Annotated in this window: 15 protein-coding genes and 1 rRNA gene; 7 read left to right on the top strand and 9 right to left on the bottom strand. The window is 59.8% G+C overall.

Annotated features, from left to right (window positions below):
* The 4 genes from rrf to AACY44_RS26670 all read left to right on the top strand — a co-directional run.
* A 5S ribosomal RNA gene (rrf, locus tag AACY44_RS27880) occupies positions 1 to 79 on the top strand; the annotation flags it as partial.
* A gap of 229 nt (positions 80 to 308) precedes the next feature.
* Positions 309 to 968 carry a paraquat-inducible protein A gene (locus AACY44_RS26680; protein ID WP_339419698.1) on the top strand — a complete coding sequence of 220 codons (660 nt, stop codon included), beginning with the start codon at positions 309 to 311 and terminating at the stop codon, positions 966 to 968.
* Positions 955 to 1,578 (top strand): paraquat-inducible protein A, encoded by a 624-nt coding sequence (locus tag AACY44_RS26675; RefSeq protein WP_339419697.1) that lies wholly within the window; start codon positions 955 to 957, stop codon positions 1,576 to 1,578. The genes AACY44_RS26680 and AACY44_RS26675 overlap by 14 nt, the downstream gene beginning before the upstream one ends.
* Positions 1,571 to 3,874: a PqiB family protein gene (locus AACY44_RS26670; protein WP_339531398.1), complete on the top strand. Its 2,304-nt coding sequence runs from the start codon at positions 1,571 to 1,573 to the stop codon at positions 3,872 to 3,874. The genes AACY44_RS26675 and AACY44_RS26670 overlap by 8 nt, the downstream gene beginning before the upstream one ends.
* Positions 3,875 to 3,964: 90 nt before the next feature.
* Here AACY44_RS26670 and mksF read toward each other — a convergent pair whose 3' ends face one another.
* Genes mksF through mksB form a run of 3 tightly spaced genes read right to left on the bottom strand, consistent with a single transcriptional unit; the run spans position 3,965 to position 8,791 of the window.
* Entirely contained in the window at positions 3,965 to 6,805 is a 2,841-nt protein-coding gene (gene mksF / locus AACY44_RS26665) for an Mks condensin complex protein MksF (RefSeq protein ID WP_339419694.1), read from the bottom strand.
* Entirely contained in the window at positions 6,802 to 7,509 is a 708-nt protein-coding gene (gene mksE / locus AACY44_RS26660) for an Mks condensin complex protein MksE (RefSeq protein WP_339427205.1), read from the bottom strand. The genes mksF and mksE overlap by 4 nt, the downstream gene beginning before the upstream one ends.
* Positions 7,499 to 8,791 (bottom strand): Mks condensin complex protein MksB, encoded by a 1,293-nt coding sequence (gene mksB, locus AACY44_RS26655; RefSeq protein ID WP_339419692.1) that lies wholly within the window; start codon positions 8,789 to 8,791, stop codon positions 7,499 to 7,501. Before mksB ends, mksE begins: the two co-directional genes overlap by 11 nt.
* A gap of 187 nt (positions 8,792 to 8,978) precedes the next feature.
* Between mksB and AACY44_RS26650 the strand changes: the two genes are divergently transcribed.
* Together AACY44_RS26650 and rimI are read left to right on the top strand one after the other, a co-directional pair.
* Complete coding sequence (locus tag AACY44_RS26650) at positions 8,979 to 9,722, top strand: energy transducer TonB (RefSeq protein WP_339419701.1); 744 nt, start codon at positions 8,979 to 8,981, stop codon at positions 9,720 to 9,722.
* Positions 9,715 to 10,167 (top strand): ribosomal protein S18-alanine N-acetyltransferase, encoded by a 453-nt coding sequence (rimI, locus tag AACY44_RS26645; RefSeq protein WP_314568899.1) that lies wholly within the window; start codon positions 9,715 to 9,717, stop codon positions 10,165 to 10,167. The genes AACY44_RS26650 and rimI overlap by 8 nt, the downstream gene beginning before the upstream one ends.
* Before the next feature lie 120 nt (positions 10,168 to 10,287).
* Here the strand turns inward: rimI and AACY44_RS26640 are convergent, their stop codons facing one another.
* Entirely contained in the window at positions 10,288 to 10,692 is a 405-nt protein-coding gene (locus AACY44_RS26640) for a serine kinase/phosphatase (protein ID WP_339419690.1), read from the bottom strand.
* A 139-nt stretch (positions 10,693 to 10,831) separates the two neighbouring features.
* Between AACY44_RS26640 and can the strand changes: the two genes are divergently transcribed.
* Entirely contained in the window at positions 10,832 to 11,476 is a 645-nt protein-coding gene (gene can / locus AACY44_RS26635) for a carbonate dehydratase (RefSeq protein ID WP_065879680.1), read from the top strand.
* Here the strand turns inward: can and AACY44_RS26630 are convergent.
* From AACY44_RS26630 to AACY44_RS26610, 5 genes are all read right to left on the bottom strand, one after another.
* Entirely contained in the window at positions 11,418 to 11,858 is a 441-nt protein-coding gene (locus AACY44_RS26630) for an SET domain-containing protein-lysine N-methyltransferase (RefSeq protein WP_339493374.1), read from the bottom strand. The two genes, can and AACY44_RS26630, sit on opposite strands and share 59 nt — an antisense overlap.
* Before the next feature lie 147 nt (positions 11,859 to 12,005).
* The gene (locus AACY44_RS26625; RefSeq protein WP_339531396.1) at positions 12,006 to 13,175 is read right to left on the bottom strand and encodes a hypothetical protein; all 1,170 of its coding nucleotides are present in this window, start codon (positions 13,173 to 13,175) and stop codon (positions 12,006 to 12,008) included.
* Positions 13,176 to 13,297: 122 nt separating this feature from the next.
* A complete protein-coding gene (gene acpA / locus AACY44_RS26620; RefSeq protein WP_339531394.1) occupies positions 13,298 to 14,998 on the bottom strand; it encodes an acid phosphatase in 1,701 nt (566 codons plus the stop codon).
* A gap of 93 nt (positions 14,999 to 15,091) precedes the next feature.
* Positions 15,092 to 15,412 (bottom strand): hypothetical protein, encoded by a 321-nt coding sequence (locus tag AACY44_RS26615; RefSeq protein ID WP_339427203.1) that lies wholly within the window; start codon positions 15,410 to 15,412, stop codon positions 15,092 to 15,094.
* A 151-nt stretch (positions 15,413 to 15,563) separates the two neighbouring features.
* Complete coding sequence (locus AACY44_RS26610; protein ID WP_339427202.1) at positions 15,564 to 16,982, bottom strand: short-chain fatty acid transporter; 1,419 nt, start codon at positions 16,980 to 16,982, stop codon at positions 15,564 to 15,566.
* Between the last annotated feature and the right edge of the window lie 23 nt (positions 16,983 to 17,005).

Raw genomic sequence — 17,005 nt, 5'->3', positions numbered from 1 at the left:
TCCCGAACTCAGTAGTGAAACGATGCATCGCCGATGGTAGTGTGGGGTTTCCCCATGTGAGAGTAGGTCATCGTCAAGATTAAATTCCGAAACCCCTGTTTGCTAACGCAAACAGGGGTTTTGTTTTGGGCGGTTGGAAAGAACACAGGGTGCGCGCTTGGGGGCTCTCATGACAATGCGCTGGCTTGTAAACAGCCCCGTCTCTGTCGCCCGGGCCACCCTGAGCCCCCAGACAAATATGCACAGTTATTTCTGAACCAGACCACTAGAATAGGCACCTAACCTTTTTTAGAGTCCGAGCCCTACTTATGCCCGAGCCGGTTGATGCCCTTGAGGTATCGGATTTACCACTGGACGACTTGGTGGCATGCCATGAGTGCGACTTGCTGATGCGCAAGCCAGTGCTTGCCGTCGGTGAAAAAGCCCAATGCCCACGGTGCGGTTATGAGCTTTATGCTCATCGCCACAACGTCGTTGAACGAAGTCTCGCCCTGGTACTGGCCGCGCTGCTGCTGTATATCCCTGCGAACTTTTTGCCCATCATGCAGCTCAATCTACTCGGGCAGTCCTCGGAAGACACCGTATGGAGTGGCGTTGTCGGTCTGTTCGATACCGGTATGCAGGGCGTCGCCGCCGTTGTGTTTCTTTGCAGCATGGCCATTCCGTTGCTCAAATTGCTCTGCCAACTGGCTGTGTTGCTCAGTGTCCGCTGGAATATCGGCCGCAGTTATGGGCTGCTGTTGTACCGCATCTACCATCACATGAAAGATTGGGGGATGTTGGAGGTCTACTTGATGGGCGTGCTGGTGGCGATTGTAAAACTCGCCGACATGGCCTCCATCACGCTCGGCCTTGGTCTGGTCTGCTTTGTCAGCCTATTAATGGTTCAGGTGCTGCTTGAGGTGGTGATGTCGCCCCACCAGATCTGGCAAGCGTTGTCAGGAGAGGACGATCATGCGGGCGATTGATGCGGGCATTCTGATTTGTACCGAATGCCATGAACTGAATAAACAAAACGCTGACTCCGACGAGCAGCTCTGTACCCGCTGCGGTGCGCTAATTCATGCTCGACGCCCGAACAGCCTCACACGCACCTGGGCGTTGCTGATCACGGCGGCGATTCTGTATATCCCCGCCAACCTGCTGCCCATCATGACCGTCAACTCGTTAGGGCAAGGCGAGCCCAGCACTATCATGGCGGGCGTGATTCAGTTGATGCAACACGGCATGTACCCCATCGCGGCGGTCGTGTTCATCGCCAGTATTCTGGTGCCCACATTCAAGTTGGTGGGCATTGGGCTGCTACTGTTCTCAGTGCAGCGCCACCAGCCGCTGTCTGCCCAACAACGCATTGTGATGTACCGCTTTATCGAGTTCATTGGCCGCTGGTCCATGCTGGATATCTTCGTGATCGCCATTCTGGTGGCGGTCGTAAACTTTGGGCGACTTGCCAGTGTCGAGGCCAATCTCGGCGCTGCGGCGTTCGCCAGTGTGGTGATCTTGACGATGTTCGCCGCAGTAACCTTTGATCCCCGACTGATTTGGGATAACACGGAGTCGGACGACGACAATGAGTGATTTGCCTAAAGCTAAAACCCGCCCGGCCTCCAATTGGTCGGCTATCTGGGTGTTGCCTTTGATTGCCCTGATCATCGGTGGCTGGTTGGGATGGCGTGCCTATTCCCAGCAAGGCCTCGAAATTCAGGTGCGCTTTGAGAGCGGTGAAGGGATCCAGGCCAATAAGACAGAAGTGGTCTACAAAGGCATGCCCGTGGGCAAGGTCAAAACCCTGGCCCTTGACGACGAAGGCAGCAATCGCGGGGTGATTGCCACCATCGAGATGAACAAGGACGTCGAGCAATACCTCAGGACCAACACCCGTTTCTGGCTGGTCAAGCCAAGCGTTACTTTGGCGGGGATCACCGGCCTCGAAACCCTGGTCTCGGGTAACTACATTGCTGCCAGCCCTGGCGACGGTGAGCCCACACGCAAATTCAAGGCACTCTCCGAAGAGCCGCCCTTGTCTGACGCCAAGCCCGGCCTGCACCTGACCATCAAGGCCGATCGCCTCGGTTCACTGGACCGTGGCAGCCCTGTGTTCTACAAGCAGATCCAGGTCGGCCAGGTTAAAAGCTACCTGCTCTCCAAGGACCAGAGCACCGTTGAGATCAAGGTCTACATCGAGCCGACCTACGCCAACCTGGTGCGCAAACACACGCGTTTCTGGAACGCCAGCGGCATCAGCATTGACGCCAATCTCTCCGGCGTGAAGGTGCGCAGCGAATCCCTCTCGAGCATTGTCGCTGGCGGTATCGCCTTCGCTACGCCAGAGAACCGCAAGGACAGTCCGCCAACCGACCCGAGCCTGCCGTTCCGCTTGTATGAAGATTTCGACGCCGCCGCAGCCGGTATCAAGGTCAAGGTCAAGTTCTCTGACTTTGAAGGCCTGCAGGCCGGCCGCACGCCTGTGATGTACAAAGGCATCCAGGTTGGCAGTCTGAAGACCTTAAAGATAAACCCTGATCTGTCCAGCGCCAATGCTGAGCTGACACTCGACCCCCTGGCGGAAGACTACCTAGTCCAGGACACCCAGTTCTGGGTGGTCAAACCTTCCATTTCTCTCGCCGGTATCACCGGGCTTGAGGCGTTGGTCAAAGGTAACTACATCGCCATCCGGCCCGGTGACAAAGGCACCCCGCCGCAGCGTGAATATGAGGCCCGTGCCAAGGCACCGCCGCTGGACCTGCGTTCCCCCGGCCTGCACATGGTGCTGCTCACCGATACCCTGGGCTCGCTGGATGTCGGCAGTCCGATCCTTTACAAGCAGGTCAAGGTCGGTTCGGTTCAGAGCTATCAATTTTCGCGCAAGAAAAAACAACTCGTGATCGGCGTTCATATCGAGAAGGAATACGAAAACCTGGTTAACGGTTCGACGCGATTCTGGAATGCCAGCGGTGTCACCCTCACGGGCGGCCTTACGGGAGGCATTCAGGTGAAAAGTGAATCCTTGGCCAGCTTGATGGCCGGCGGTATCGCTTTCGAAACGCCGGAGCCGAACGTGCCGTTGAAAAAGCGCATCCCGCGTTTCCGCCTGTTCGCCGACCGCGAGGCCGCCAACCAGCACGGCACATTGGTGACCATCAAAGTTGACCGCGCCGACGGCATGCGGCCTGGCACGCCGGTGCGTTTCAAGGGCCTGGATGTGGGCAAGATTGAAAGCATTGACCTCAGCGCCGACATGCAGTCGGTGTTGCTCAGCGCGCGTATCACTCAGGTAGCGGACCGCATCGCACGGGTTGGCAGTCAGTTCTGGGTGGTCAAGCCTGAGTTGGGCCTGATGAAAACCTCTAACCTGGAAACCCTGGTCACTGGGCAATACATCGAAGTGCAACCGGCAGCCAGAAATGGCGGGCCACAAAAGAGCTTCGTCGCCCTAGAACAGCCGCCTGAGGCTGCTCATAAGGAAGAAGGCCTGAGGCTGACACTCAGCGCCGCCCGCCGTGGTTCGCTGAAGGAAGGCGTGCCGGTCACCTATCGCGAAGTCACCGTGGGCAAAGTCACCGGCTATGAGCTGGGCCAGACCGCCGACCGTGTCCTCATCCATATCCTGATTGAGCCCAAGTACGCCGCCCTCGTGCGCAGCGGCAGTCGTTTCTGGAACACCAGCGGCTTCGGCTTCGACTTCGGTCTGTTCAAAGGTGCCTCCGTACGTACTGAATCGCTGGAGACCTTGATCGCTGGCGGTATCGCCTTTGCCACGCCAGACGGCGAACGCATGGGCAACGCGGCGCGGCCACAGCAAACCTTCCCGCTGTTCGACAAGTTTGAAGATGAGTGGCTGACCTGGGCGCCCAAAATTCCACTCGGCAAGTAACCGAGGCCCTTTCATTCGACGCACAACCCCAGCCCACAAAAAAGGCCGCGATCCATAAGATCGCGGCCTTTTGCGTTTCAGCTATTCAAGTCAGACCTCGTCCAACTCCGGCTCATCCGCCTGCACGTTCAACGTCGCCTTCACCACATCGTGACGACGGATGTACTTCCAATCCGCCTCATCGATATAGATCCCGTTCGGCCCGCTACCGCCTTCCAGGTCGATCGCCACCTGGGCGGATACCTGCGGCTTCACACTGGCCAAAATAGGCACGAAGCCCAACTGCAAGCTCGTCTCCAGCAATGCGGCCTGGTTCTTCTCATCGATGTCCGCTGCCTCGTCGAGGTAGTACGGCAAACGCACACGCCCGGCCTGGTCGCGGTCCATCAAGTGCAGCAACAAGTACATGTTGGTCAGTGCCTTGATGGTCATGGTGGTGCCGTTGGACGCCGCACCATCGATATCGGTATGAATCACCGGCTGACCGTTTACCTTGGTGATCTCGAACGCCAGCTCGAACAAATCCTTGAGGCCCAACTGGTTATGGTTGGCAGCCACTAGGCGCGCGAGGTACTCCTTGGCTTCTTCGTTCTTGTTGTCCTGCTCGGCGCTCTGGCTCAAGTCGAACACCGACAGCGTCTCGCCTTCTTCATACTGACCGGCACTGTGGATGATCTGGTCGATATGCTTGAGCGCTTCCTTGTTCGGCGCCAGCACGATGCGGAAGCTTTGCAGGTTGGACACCTGGCGCTTGTTGATCTCGCGGTTGAACAACGCCAACTGGTGCTCAAGGCTGTCGTAGTCGCTGCGGATATTGCGCAGGGTCCGGGCGATATCGGTGACGGCTGCACGGCGCGCCTTGCCCAGCGTCAGGGCTTCATCGGTACGGTGTGCATAAGCGTTGATCAGCAGTTGCAGGCGACGCTCAACGTCGTCCTCGCTGTCGAACTTGGCCACGCCCTTGAGGCGCACCTGCGCATACAGCGCTTCGATCTGGCCATCGGCGCGCAACAAACCTTGCCAGCTGTCCTGATAGTCATTAAGCAGCGGCAGCAGGTTGTCCATTGAATCGTCGACTGGGTCCATGAAGGGCGTACCGAACGGCAAGTCCGCCGGCAGCAACTGACGACGGCGCAAGGCGTCATCCAGCGTGCGCTGCTTGGCTTCCATGTCGCCGATCTGACGGCCGACCAATTGCAGCTTGGCCGACAACTGCTGGACGCGCTCGGTAAACGCATCACTGGAACGCTTCAACTCATCCTGCGCCGCTTCCATCTGCGCGAGGTTTTCCAGTTTCTCGCCTTCTTCTGCGCTCAGGGTCTGCGCGCGACGGAAGTCTTCCAGCGCTTTCTGCGCATCAAGTACCTGCTGGTACAGCGCTTCAGTCTGGGTTTTGCTCGCCGCGCGGTCAGACGCCACAGCCTGCTGGGTTTTCAGCTGCTTGAGTTCTTTTTCCAGACGCTCTTTCTGGTCGCGCAACGCCGCGCGATCCGCCAAGGCCTGCAATGCCGGCGGTTCAATGTGAGAGATGTCGATGGACAGCCCTGGCACTTCAAAACGCTCGCCTTTGAAACCATCGAGGATCTGCTCCAGGGATTTAACCCACAGGCCTTCCTCGTCCAGCGTAATGCCATGTGCGCCCAACGGCAGGCTGAACAACGAACTGTTGAACAGTCGCATCAGACGCTCGACATCTGGCTGTGAGAATTCTTCGCGCAGCTTGGCGTAGCTGTTGTTGTCTGCGTGATCCAACTGCTGCTTGACCGACTTCAAGCGTTTCTCCAAGTCGCGCAGACGCTCGTCCAGGTCCTCGGCGCTGAACTGTCGGGATTGCGCCAAGGCACCCGCCAACTCATCGTGAGCATCCTTGGCCGCCAGCAGTTGCTGCTCCAGCACCTTGACGTCATCGACCAACGCAAAGCGATGCTTGAGCACCGACAGCTCTCCCAGCCAACGCTGAATACTGCTGATCTCACGCTCCAGTCGCATCAACTCCTGGGTGCCACCGCGCTGGTCGTTCTGCAGGGCATCCTGCTCGTTACGGTAATGCTCGGCCTGGATCGTCAGCTCTTCCTTGCGTGCACTGGCGTAATCGGACCAAGTGCCCAGCAACGAATCCAGCAATGGCGACAGGCGATGCAACTTGCCGCGCAATACGTCACGCAACCGTACGCCATTGGCCAGTGCTTCAACCAATGGCCCGGCAGCAACCAGCGCGTTGTAGTCCTGTTCCATGCGTCGCACGTCACGGAAGGCTTCTTCGCACGCCGCGATGTAATCAACACTGCCGGAACGCAGGCTGTGTTCGAAGGCATCCAGGAACAATTGCTTGAGCTTGGCTGCGGTGATTTCGCGCATGTGCAGCAGGTTGATAAACAGCGCGCGGAACGTCTTGAGGCTCTGTTCGCTGGTAGAGCGCAGCGGAATCAGCGTCAGGTCCAGTGGGATCGACGTATGGCCACCCACCAACAAACGACGCAGCTCATCTGGCTTCAGTTCGTAGGCTTTGAGGCCTTCGCGTTCAAGGTTGGTGAACAGCTCTTTCTGACGCAGGCAGGTGTCATTCTTCTGGTAGTGGGCCAGGTCCAGCTTGCCGGCATAGGCAAAGAACTGGTGCCCGAAACCACCGCCTGGGCCGCGCCCGACCACGCCGATTACATGCGGGCCGTGGGGCAGGGAGACTTCCACGAGGATGTAGCTGGTGTCGGTAGCGAAGTAGAAGCGCCGCGATTGTTCCAGGGTGTACTTGCCGAAACTCATGTCCGACATGCGTGCCAGGATCGGGAACTGCAAGGCGTTGATCGACGCGGATTTACCCAGGTTGTTTGCGCCGTAAACCGACAGCGGTTCTTCCAGCGGGAACACACCCAGGCTGTAACCGGCGGTGTTCAATAGGGCGAAGCGGCGGATGCCGTAGCGTTCCTTACTCATGCGTCGGTCTCCTGTTCTTCGGCAATGGCGCGGGCCAGGGCGTCTTCTTCGCTTTCGTCGCAAAAGTCACTCAGGTCCAGCGGGTCATCGGTCGTCAGCAGTTTTTCATCGCTGTCTTCGTCGATGATCACCGGTGCCGGCAGTGGCAACACGCTGTGCACGCTGGCAGCGAGGTCGCGGTCCTGCTGCACCGACAGGCACACATCCAGGAAACGGTGCATCGGCGGCAGGAAGCGGTAAATGCCGTTGTCTTCGCTGGCAAAACCCAGCTGGGTCATGCGGCGCATGATTTTTTCTTCGAGCTCTTCCTGGGTCTGCACTTCGGCCTGGATAAACAGGTCGCGGTACTTCTCCAGCAACGACGGCAGCTCATCGCGGCCCAGGCTGCCGCCATCCAGTACGGCAATCGGGTCGCGGCCCTGATCGGCCAGGTGCTCGACGATGATAAAGGTGAACAACGCCAGGCGCTGCGCGGTCTTGTTTACCTGCGCGGCAGCCACGGCGGTGTCCGGCACGAAGTAGTAGAAGCCTCGCGTATCGCACACCAGTTCAAAGCCCAGGGCCTTGAACAGCGTGCGGTACTGGTCCTGGAAGTTCGACAGTTGCGCGTACAGCTCCGGGTCGCGACGGCTGACGTGGTAACCCTTGAACAGCTCGCGAAAGATCGGCGCCAGCTGGGACAGTTCGGATAGATCAAGTTGCATGCGAAGTCCTTACATAAGCGGTACTCGCAGGATGCTCGGCGGCGTCGGTGCCGGTCGGGAGCAGGGCGAATGAGCGCAGGCTGACCTGGTGCTCGTGTGTGTGGTAATCGCGGCGTTCCAGGCGCTCGCGCTTGAAACGTTTCTCACGCGAGAGGCGCGAGAACCAGTACAGCAACTCGTCGGTCGCGCCGTCGGGTTCCTGCTCCAGCAGCCAGTTCATCAAGTCTGGCATCGGCAGCGCGTCTTCGCAGCGCTCGAGCATTTCCTTGACCGTACGCGGTGCGCGCTGGGCGTCGCCCTTGTGGGATTTGTGCGCCTTGGGAAACCGCGCCGGTTTCGGCTCGAAATTCGCCAGGGCATACACATAAGCTTCCACTTGGCTGGCACTGCCGAGGAAGGTGCTTTGCGGCCGGGTGAACATCGGCATCGCTGCTTGCGGTACCGCGTCCAGGCCTTTGCGGCGGATCGCTGACAGGGCCAGCGCCGCGCCACGGGTCACGGCATTGTGCCGGCGTGCTTCTTCTCGCAGTGGCAGCAGCAGTTCGCGGGCATGGCGCAAGGTCAGTTGGGCGCTGGTCTGCATTTCGAGGATGCGCGCGTGGGTGCGCAACAGCATGTCGTCGTCTACCAGGTGGCCGAGGCGCTGTTGCTCGGTGAGCATGCGCAGCAGCACATTCTCGACCTTGCGCACGCCTTGTTCAAAGGCGCCGTCGGCATTCACCAGTTGGATCATCGGTTCGACGTATTCGTCCCAGGTCGCCAATACTTCGGCGTAACGCTGGCGCAACGGGATCTGCCGGTCGCTGGTCTTGGCGCGGTCGGCCACGGCGGCAAGGGCCTGTTCGTCGTTGGCGAGTTTTTTCAGCACGTCGCGCACGCGCATATCCAGCAGGCGCAGTTGGCGGGCGAGGTCGTGGCCATCACGGATGTCGAAGGCGTCCTGGATATACCCGGCCAGGCGCTCGAGGTGGCGCAGGTAGGCTTCGATTTCCAGGCACAGGCCAAGCCGGTGCTCCTTGCGAAGATACGCCAGGAAGTCGTGGATCTGCGCGTTGAGCTCGAAGCGGTTCGGGCTCTTGGCGACAGGCACCAGGATATCCAGGCGAATCCACACGTCCAGCAGGCTGGTGATGTCCTGGGGCGTGCTGTCCAGTTGTTGGGCGGCCAGTTGCGCGCGCAGTTCGCTCAGGCTCAAGGTGCCTTGGTCGAAGTGTTCGCACAGTGGCTCAAGTAAGGCCCAGTGTTCGGCGAGGGCGCGCAGGACGCGCTTGGGTTCGATCATGGGAATGGCCGGCTGGTTGGCGATTAAAAGTCGCGATTGTACTGCATCGGACGCGGGATTTATCCACAGCCGGTCAGTGTGCAGTGGGCGATTGTTACCGAACAGCGGTAGAATCCCTGCTCTTTAGTTATCCACAAGTGGCCGAGCTGTGCTTATCGAGTCCCGACGTCGCGCTTACTTGACCGCCATGCAGGTGGTCAATTGGCTGCCCCGCACCGAACTGCCGTTTGCCGCGCCCTCGAGGCCCGAGCTGTTGCGGGCGCTTGAGCCCTATGAGGCGTTCGAGTCTTCGGGCGAGGAGGCAGCCGCGCCGGTTGCGGTGGTCAAGCCTGTGCCCGAGATGCGCCCCGTGGTCGAGCGGGCGAAGATCGAAGTGCCGCGCCCATCGCCGGCAGTCAAAGCCGTGGTCGCCGAAGAGGCCTCGCCGGTGGCCAAGGCAGCGGTGGTGCCGCCACCGCGCTTCGCCCTGCAATTGCTGCGCGCCGGGCGTTGCCTGCTGCTGGTCGAGTTGCCGACCGGCGAGCGCTTCCAGACCCGCGATCCGGCTTACATGCTGCTCAAGGACATGCTGCGCGCCGCCGGCCTGCCCGACAGCCCGCAGATCGTCGGTGACCCGGTGCGCTGGCCGTTGCTGGTGCGCGGCACCATGGACCAGGGGCCGGAAGCGGCGCGGGATTTTGTGCAAGGCTTTGTGTCGGCACGCCTGGAAGACGAACCCTGTGTGTGCCTGTGGCTGATCGGCCTGCCCGCCGTGCGGTTTGCCGGTGAAGCCAACGCCGAAGCCTGGTACCGCGAACTGCAGGTCGAAGGCCTGGGTTCGGTGTGGGCCCTGCCGGGCCTGGAACTATTAATGGAAGAGCCACAGCGTAAGGCTGATGTCTGGCAAGCCATGCGCCGGCTGATGGCGCGCTGGAAAACAACCGATGAGTGAGGCTTTATCCTTCCGCCCGATGACCGAGGCCGACCTCGACGCCGTGCTGAAAATCGAATACGCAGCGTTCAGCCACCCCTGGACCCGCGGGATTTTTCTTGATGGGCTGGGCAAGTATCAGATCTGGCTGATGTTTGAAGGTGAGCAGCAGGTGGGGCACGGTGTGGTGCAGATCATCCTTGATGAGGCGCATTTGCTGAATATCACCGTCAAGCCGGAAAACCAGGGCCGTGGCCTGGGCTTGGCGCTGTTGGAGCACTTGATGTCCCGCGCCTATGCCGCTAATGCGCGGGAGTGCTTCCTGGAAGTGCGGGATAGTAATACCGGCGCATTTCGCTTGTATGAGCGCTATGGTTTCAACGAGATCGGCCGGCGTCGGGATTACTACCCTGCCATCGGCGGCCGCGAAGACGCGGTTGTCATGGCCTGCACCTTGGTGGATTAACCACAAATCCAAATGTGGAGCGGGCTTGCTCGCGAAAGCGGTGTATAAGTCAAGATATCGTTCGACTGACACTGCGCATTCGCGAGCAAGCCCGCTCCCACCTGTTGAACCGCGTTTTTTTCAGCGATTGCCGTCAACCGGATCAAGGTCGGCCAGTTCGGCCTCATCCAACCCATTCCCGCCGCCAATCTCATCCTCGGCCACGATACTCAAGTCGTAATCCGCCGGATTATCCTCACCTTCCTCTCGAGCATCCCGCGCACCATCCTCGCGGATCAGTGTTTGCGGGCTCATGTCATCATCGGTTGACTCATGATCGTCGGTGGAGGCTCCGGTCATCCCGGCTTCACGTACCCGATCGTCAGGCATCAGGTGCTCGCGCTCGCGAGATGGGATTTTATCGCCAATCTCAGCCGTTTGATCGGGCTCGTCAAAATCCAGCTCGCGCATCGAACCCATGCGATCTTCGTTATCATCAATCGGTTCGGGCTGCGTAGCGCCGTAGGGACGTCGTGATTCAGTCATGGCCAATCCTCATACTGTGGGGCTTATAGTGTGTGGACAGGCTGTGCGCCCCAAAGATTCAAGCTAATTTGCGCTAGGCGTGACCCGCACGCGAGGTTGTCAGTCACAAAACTGCGCATCATTCCTGAGGCTTTCCCTGATGAACGAACTACAAGACCTGCTTGATAACAATGAACGCTGGGCGGACGCGATCAAACAGGAAGATCCCGAATTCTTCGCCAAGCTCGCCCGCCAGCAAACTCCGGAATACCTGTGGATCGGCTGCTCCGATGCACGCGTACCGGCCAACGAGATCGTCGGCATGCTGCCCGGTGATCTGTTTGTGCACCGCAACGTGGCCAATGTAGTGCTGCACACCGACCTCAATTGCCTCTCGGTGATCCAGTACGCCGTTGACGTGCTCAAGGTCAAACACATCCTCGTCACTGGCCACTACGGCTGTGGCGGCGTGCGCGCTTCGATGCAGGACCGGCAGTTCGGCCTGATCGACGGCTGGCTGCGCACCATTCGCGACCTCTACTACGAAAACCGTGAGGTGCTGGCCGAGTTGCCGACCGAAGAAGAACGTGTGGACCGTATGTGCGAGCTGAATGTGATCCAGCAAGTGGCCAACGTCGGTCACACCAGCATTGTGCAAAACGCTTGGCACCGTGGGCAGAGCCTGTCGATCCATGGTTGCATCTACGGCATCAAGGATGGTCGCTGGAAGAGTTTGAACACGACCATCAGTGGCTTTGAGCAACTGCCGCCGCAATATCGTCTGCGTCCGTTGGGTGAAGTCTAGTCTCGGCGTGATCGATGGTCAGCAGCTCACCCGCACGGATTTCACGCAAGGACCAGACCTCCAGGTAGTGCTTGTCGATACATACGTTCGGATCGCAGGAGGGTGAAAACAGCCCGCTGAACCAGCAGTCGTACAGGTGGACGCGCGGCGACAATTGCACGGTACAGGGGCGTTGCTCGCCCACGGCGTAGCCGGAGATCTTGGCGATGCACACGCGGCTATTGAAGTCGACAAGCGCCTTGATCCCTGCGCTCAGGCCATTAGCCGCGTGCACCACTTCGAACTGCGCGGTAGAGGGGTAGCCCTTCTCAAGGTGTGACTTGAAGGGGTAAAGGCATTCGCTCTCGACGGTTTTAGCCTTATCCATGGTCAGAGTTTTCATCACTCTCCTGGGGTAGGCTGCATCGACCTGCAGGTGGTGTCTGACTACCAGTCTTGCAGCGGATGGACACGGTTCAAGACTCGCTGAACAGGGCGCCGATTTCTACTGGCATTGTTGACAGTAGAAATCGGTTGTTTTTTGTGCAGCTTATAGCGCCGGGGCGGCAGTAGCGGGGGGTGGGGCAGCGTTCTTCAGCTGCTTCAACTGTGCCTTGATGGCGGGCGTGGCGCATTTTGCGTTTGCCTGCTCCGATGGCAGGTTGCGCACCGAGCTGTAAAACAACTCACACGTCTGCTCCTTACGCGTGACCTGCCAGGTGTTCATGCACGCCTTAAGCATCACATTCGGGTCACTCGCAGGTTTCTGCCCCATTCCGGCCTGCCAGCAGGCGGCGCTCAAGTCCTGGCCCATCACCTTCAAGCCGGCCTCGTCGGCTTTCTGTTCGTTGCCCTCGTAGGTGTCAGGGCTTGCGGCATACCAGATGTAACTCGGATGGTTGGCGCCCAGCACCGACACGGTCTGGCCCGCCCTCGGGCTGATCTGCGCCAGGCCCAGAACACCCACGGTCTGCCCGTATTGCTGCTTGATCCAGCTGCGCACGGGCGCGCCAAACGCCACCATCGGCAATGCCCCTTTGGCGGGCAGGCTCAGTTCCTGGACCATGCGCACCTGGTAATCGGTGAAGTAGCTGTAGACGGCTTCCAGGTCCTTGCCGGCGTTGGAAGGCGCGGCGATGGGCGCGATGTCGATGATGGTCTGGTAAGCCGGTGTTTCGGTGGCCGGGATGCCATTGTCGACGAGCAGGGCGGCCCAACGGTCAGTGGTGGCCGATTCCAGATAGTCATGGGCTTGAGTCAGCGAGTAATCCGGCGGGAAGTGCAGCAGCTCGATGCTTTTGCGATTTTCCAGGGCCATGCCCAGCGGCAGGAACAGGTACCAGTTGTAGGCCCACTTGCCGTCACTGTTGAGTTTGCTGGCGCCTTGATAGGCCAGGTCGGCGGTATTGAGCAGGGTGGTCAGGGGGAGGCCATAACTGTCAGGGACGCCACTGAACGTCGCTGCTACCTGCCCGTCATGGGTCTTGACGCTGACTTTCGCGCGGCTGTACCCATCCCGTTGCAGGCTCTGGCTCAGATAATGCTCGGCGGTCTGCTCCAGCGTCCATGGCCGAAAACAGATCACATTGCAGTTATTCGGGTAGGCGAACAGTTGGGTTACACGCTGCGTGCTCCCCAGCGGCACCTCGATGTCGGCCTGTACGACCGCACTCGCCATCAGTGCGGCCAGGGTGAAGGACAGCCTGGTCTGTTTAAACATGGTTGTTTCCTTGTCAGCGAAAGCCCGTCTGCGCGGGATGAAAGCCCACCTCCACACAGTAGCGGCTGACCAGGAAAACCGCGTGCTAAATCACCAGGTGTGTCGTTATTGGATACGAAAACCTACAGGTTGAGTTGCAACGCGTTACTCAAGTCGCCCATCGGCTGTTGGCCGCGGGCGATCATCGCGTCATCACGTTGCTTCAGGCCGTCCAGGGTCTCCAGCTGGAACACTCGGGTGATCAACCGCAGGATCGATGCCGTGTCGTACACCGTATGGTCCACCGTGCCTTTGCGCGCGAACGGTGACACCACGAGCGCCGGAACCCGCGTCCCAGGGCCCCAGCGGTCGCCCTTGGGCGGAGCCACGTGGTCCCACCAGCCGCCGTTTTCGTCGACGGTCACCACCACCACCATATTTTTCCACTGCGGGCTGTCTTGCAGGACTTTCAAGGCGCGGACGATGTGGCGGTCGCCCGAGGCCACGTCGGCATAGCCCGCGTGCATGTTCAGGTTGCCCTGAGGCTTGTAGAAGGTCACGGCGGGCAGCTTGCCGGCTTGGGCGTCGGCGAAGAACTTGTTGGTGCTCGCCTCATCACCCAAGCCACCGTCGCGCAGGCGTTTATCACGTTCGGCGCGGTTCTCGGGGCCTTGTTTTTTGAAGTAGTTGAACGGCTGGTGGTGATACTGGAAGTTCGGAATCTTCGGAATCCCGCCCGAATCCCTGAACTGGTCCAACGTCGCTTGCCACGCGCCGGCGTACCACGCCCAGTCGACGTTCTTTTTCGACAGCTTGTCGCCGATGTGTTCGTGGGTTTGCGGCACCAGTACGTTGGGCAGGTCGGGCTTGGAGTAATCCGGATTTTCCGGGTCGCGAATCCAGGTCGGCCAGTAGGGCGGTGCCAGGGTGTTCACGCCGTAGCCATCCGGGGTCAGGGCGCTGGGGCCGAACTGCGGGGGGCCAGTCATGGCGCTGGCCGGGGACTTGTCCAGCGGCTTGAGGCGCGGGTCGGTGGGATCTTCACTTTGCAGCGTGGCGATCTGCGCCTTGGCTACCGATTGAGCAGCATTCGGGTAAAACGGCGCCGTGGCGCTGATCAGGTACTGGTGGTTGAGGAACGAGCCACCGAAAGCCCCCTGGAAGAAGTTATCGCAGAGCACAAACTCCTTGGCCACGTCCCACAGGCGCAGCGAATAACGGCTCTGGGCGTAATGGCCCATCACCAGCCCGCCGGAGTCCGCCCAGGCGACGAAGTTATCGTTCTTGCCGCCGTTGATCTGCATCTGGTTTTGATAGAACACATGCCACAAGTCGCGGGTGACCAGGCTCAAGGGCAAGTCTTCAGCGTTGGGGCCCTTGAGGGCAAATGGCGCGTTAGGCAGGTTTTCCTGGAATTGCACTTCGCTGGGGTACGTCACCCCGTCCACAGTCTGCGGGCCGACTTGCAATACGCCGCCCCATACCGGGGGCAGAGTGCTCAGTACGCTGGCGTCGCGGTCGCGTTGTTGTGTGTCGGCGGCAGAAAGTGCCGACAGCGGTTTCTCCACCCCGGGGAAATCGGCAAATAAATTGTTGAAGCTGCGATTCTCTGCGTAGATGACCACCACGGTTTTCACCTGGTCACGCAGCGCTTTGTCGAGCGCCTGCGGCGTGAGCGGCCGCGTCACCGGTTTGCCTGGCGCTTCGCTGGTGTTGCCGCAGGCACTCAAGGTGGCGCCAACCCCCAACACCGCCGCCCCCCCCAGGAAGCGCCGGCGGCTGGTGTCTACTGGCGGTTGGGCTACGGAACCGGGGGAAGAGCGGTCTTCGTGATCGTCACTCATAGCGGGGAATCCCTGGCGAGTTGTTGCAAAATGTTTCGCCAGGACGGTAGCAATGCAATATGACGGAAAGAAGACAGTTATTGAGTCAGAGGCTCACAACAGGCGCAGCGCCAACTGGCTGCCGGCACGCAAGTACTCCATCTGTGCCGTCAGCGCATCTTTGACGATGGCCTCGCCCGTGTCGGTCAGCTTGGCCTTTTTCGAATCGATAACCGTGGTCTGCAACAGCTGCATCGCCACGTCGATCGATTTCTGGAAGGCTGTGACGTTGTTGTGCAGGCCAAACTCCTTGATAACGGTCGCCATGCGCCGGTCGGCATCGTCTCGCAAAGCGCGGTACTCCGTGACCGAAACGTTGTCGTCCTTATAAATATCAGTGATCAACGCTTCCAGCGATTTTGATAGGGGCGTCATCGGATTTTCCTTGGTGTTTTGTGAGTGGGGATCCGAGTCAGGTTAATCAAAGAGGTTGGCGGGAGGAGTCAGGTATTGCCATCGCGTGGGGTGAGACAACCCCACGCGATTCATCAGAAACAGGCTTCAATCGACAAGCTGACTGCTGTCGTTAAGGCATCACCGGCGGCAAATACTTCAACGTCGTGCCCAACGCCCACAACAGGAACAACACCAGCGGCGTATGCACCAGTAACTGCACGAACGAAAAGCCGATCAAATCCCGCGCCTTCAACCCCAATACCCCCAGCAGCGGCAGCATGTAGAACGGGTTGATCAGGTTCGGCAACGCTTCAGCGGCGTTATAAATCTGCACCGCCCAGCCCAAGTGGTACTGCAGGTCATTGGCCACTTGCATCACATAGGGCGCTTCGATGATCCACTTGCCACCGCCTGACGGGATAAAGAAGCCCAGCACCGCCGAGTACACGCCCATCAGCAGCGCGTAGGTGTCATGGGAGGCGATGGAGGTGAAGAAGGTCGAGATATGGTGTGCCAGCGTCTGGCCGTCGCCGCCCTTGACCACGGTCATCAATGCCGCGATCGAGCCGTACAGCGGGAACTGGATCAGTACACCGGTGGTGGTCGGCACCGCACGGGCCACTGCATCGAGGAAGCTGCGCGGGCGCCAGTGCAACAGGGCGCCGACCATGATGAACAGGAAGTTATAGGTGTTCAGCCCCGAGATGGCGCTGATCGCCGGCTTGGTCGAGAACTCATGGAACAGCCAACCGGCCGCCAGCAACGCCAGCAGGATAGTCAGCAATGGGCTGTGTTCCAGCCATTCGCCCGGTCGGGTCGGTGCTTGTAGCTTGGGCAGGTTGAACGCCGGGTCGACGCCGCAGGCCTTGGCATCGCGCGCGCTGTTCGGACCGGGCGCAGTGGCGTAGGCGATGATCAGCGACACCACGATCAGCGCCAGCAACAGCACGCCCGATTGCCACAGGAAGATGGTGTCCGTAAACGGGATCATCCCGGTAATCGACAGAATCGACGGCGGTAGGCTCGCCGGGTTGGCCTGCAACTGCGCGGCCGACGACGACAGCCCCAACGCCCACACGGCACCGAGCCCCAAGTAGGCCGCGGCACCGGCCGCGCGATAATCCATGCGCAAATCGGTACGACGCGCCAACGCCCGCACCAGCAACCCAGCAAACACCAGAGACAAGCCCCAGTTCAACAACGAGGCGACCATCGAGATCAACGCCACCCAGGCCACGGCCGAGCGACCGTTCTTGGGGAAACGCGCCAGGCGGTCGATCAGCTTTACCGCAGGCGGCGAGCTGGCCACTACATAACCTCCGATCACTACAAAGGCCATCTGCATCGTAAAGGGGATCAGGCTCCAGAACCCATCACCAAAGGCTTTGGCCGCGTCGGTCGGCGCGGCGCCCATGCCCAGGGTCGCCACGGCGACAATGATCACGGCGAGGGCGGCAAACACCCAGGAGTCTGGAAACCAGCGTTCGGCGAAGTTGGAACAGCGCAGGGCAAATCGGGCATAGCGGCTTTCTTCGATAGCATCGGCCACGGGGCATTCCTCTTGTAGTTATT

This window comes from Pseudomonas sp. RA_15y_Pfl1_P11 (assembly GCF_963970975.1).
In the GTDB taxonomy this organism is placed as follows: domain Bacteria; phylum Pseudomonadota; class Gammaproteobacteria; order Pseudomonadales; family Pseudomonadaceae; genus Aquipseudomonas; species Aquipseudomonas tritici.
This window is presented reverse-complemented; position numbering and strand designations above follow the sequence as displayed.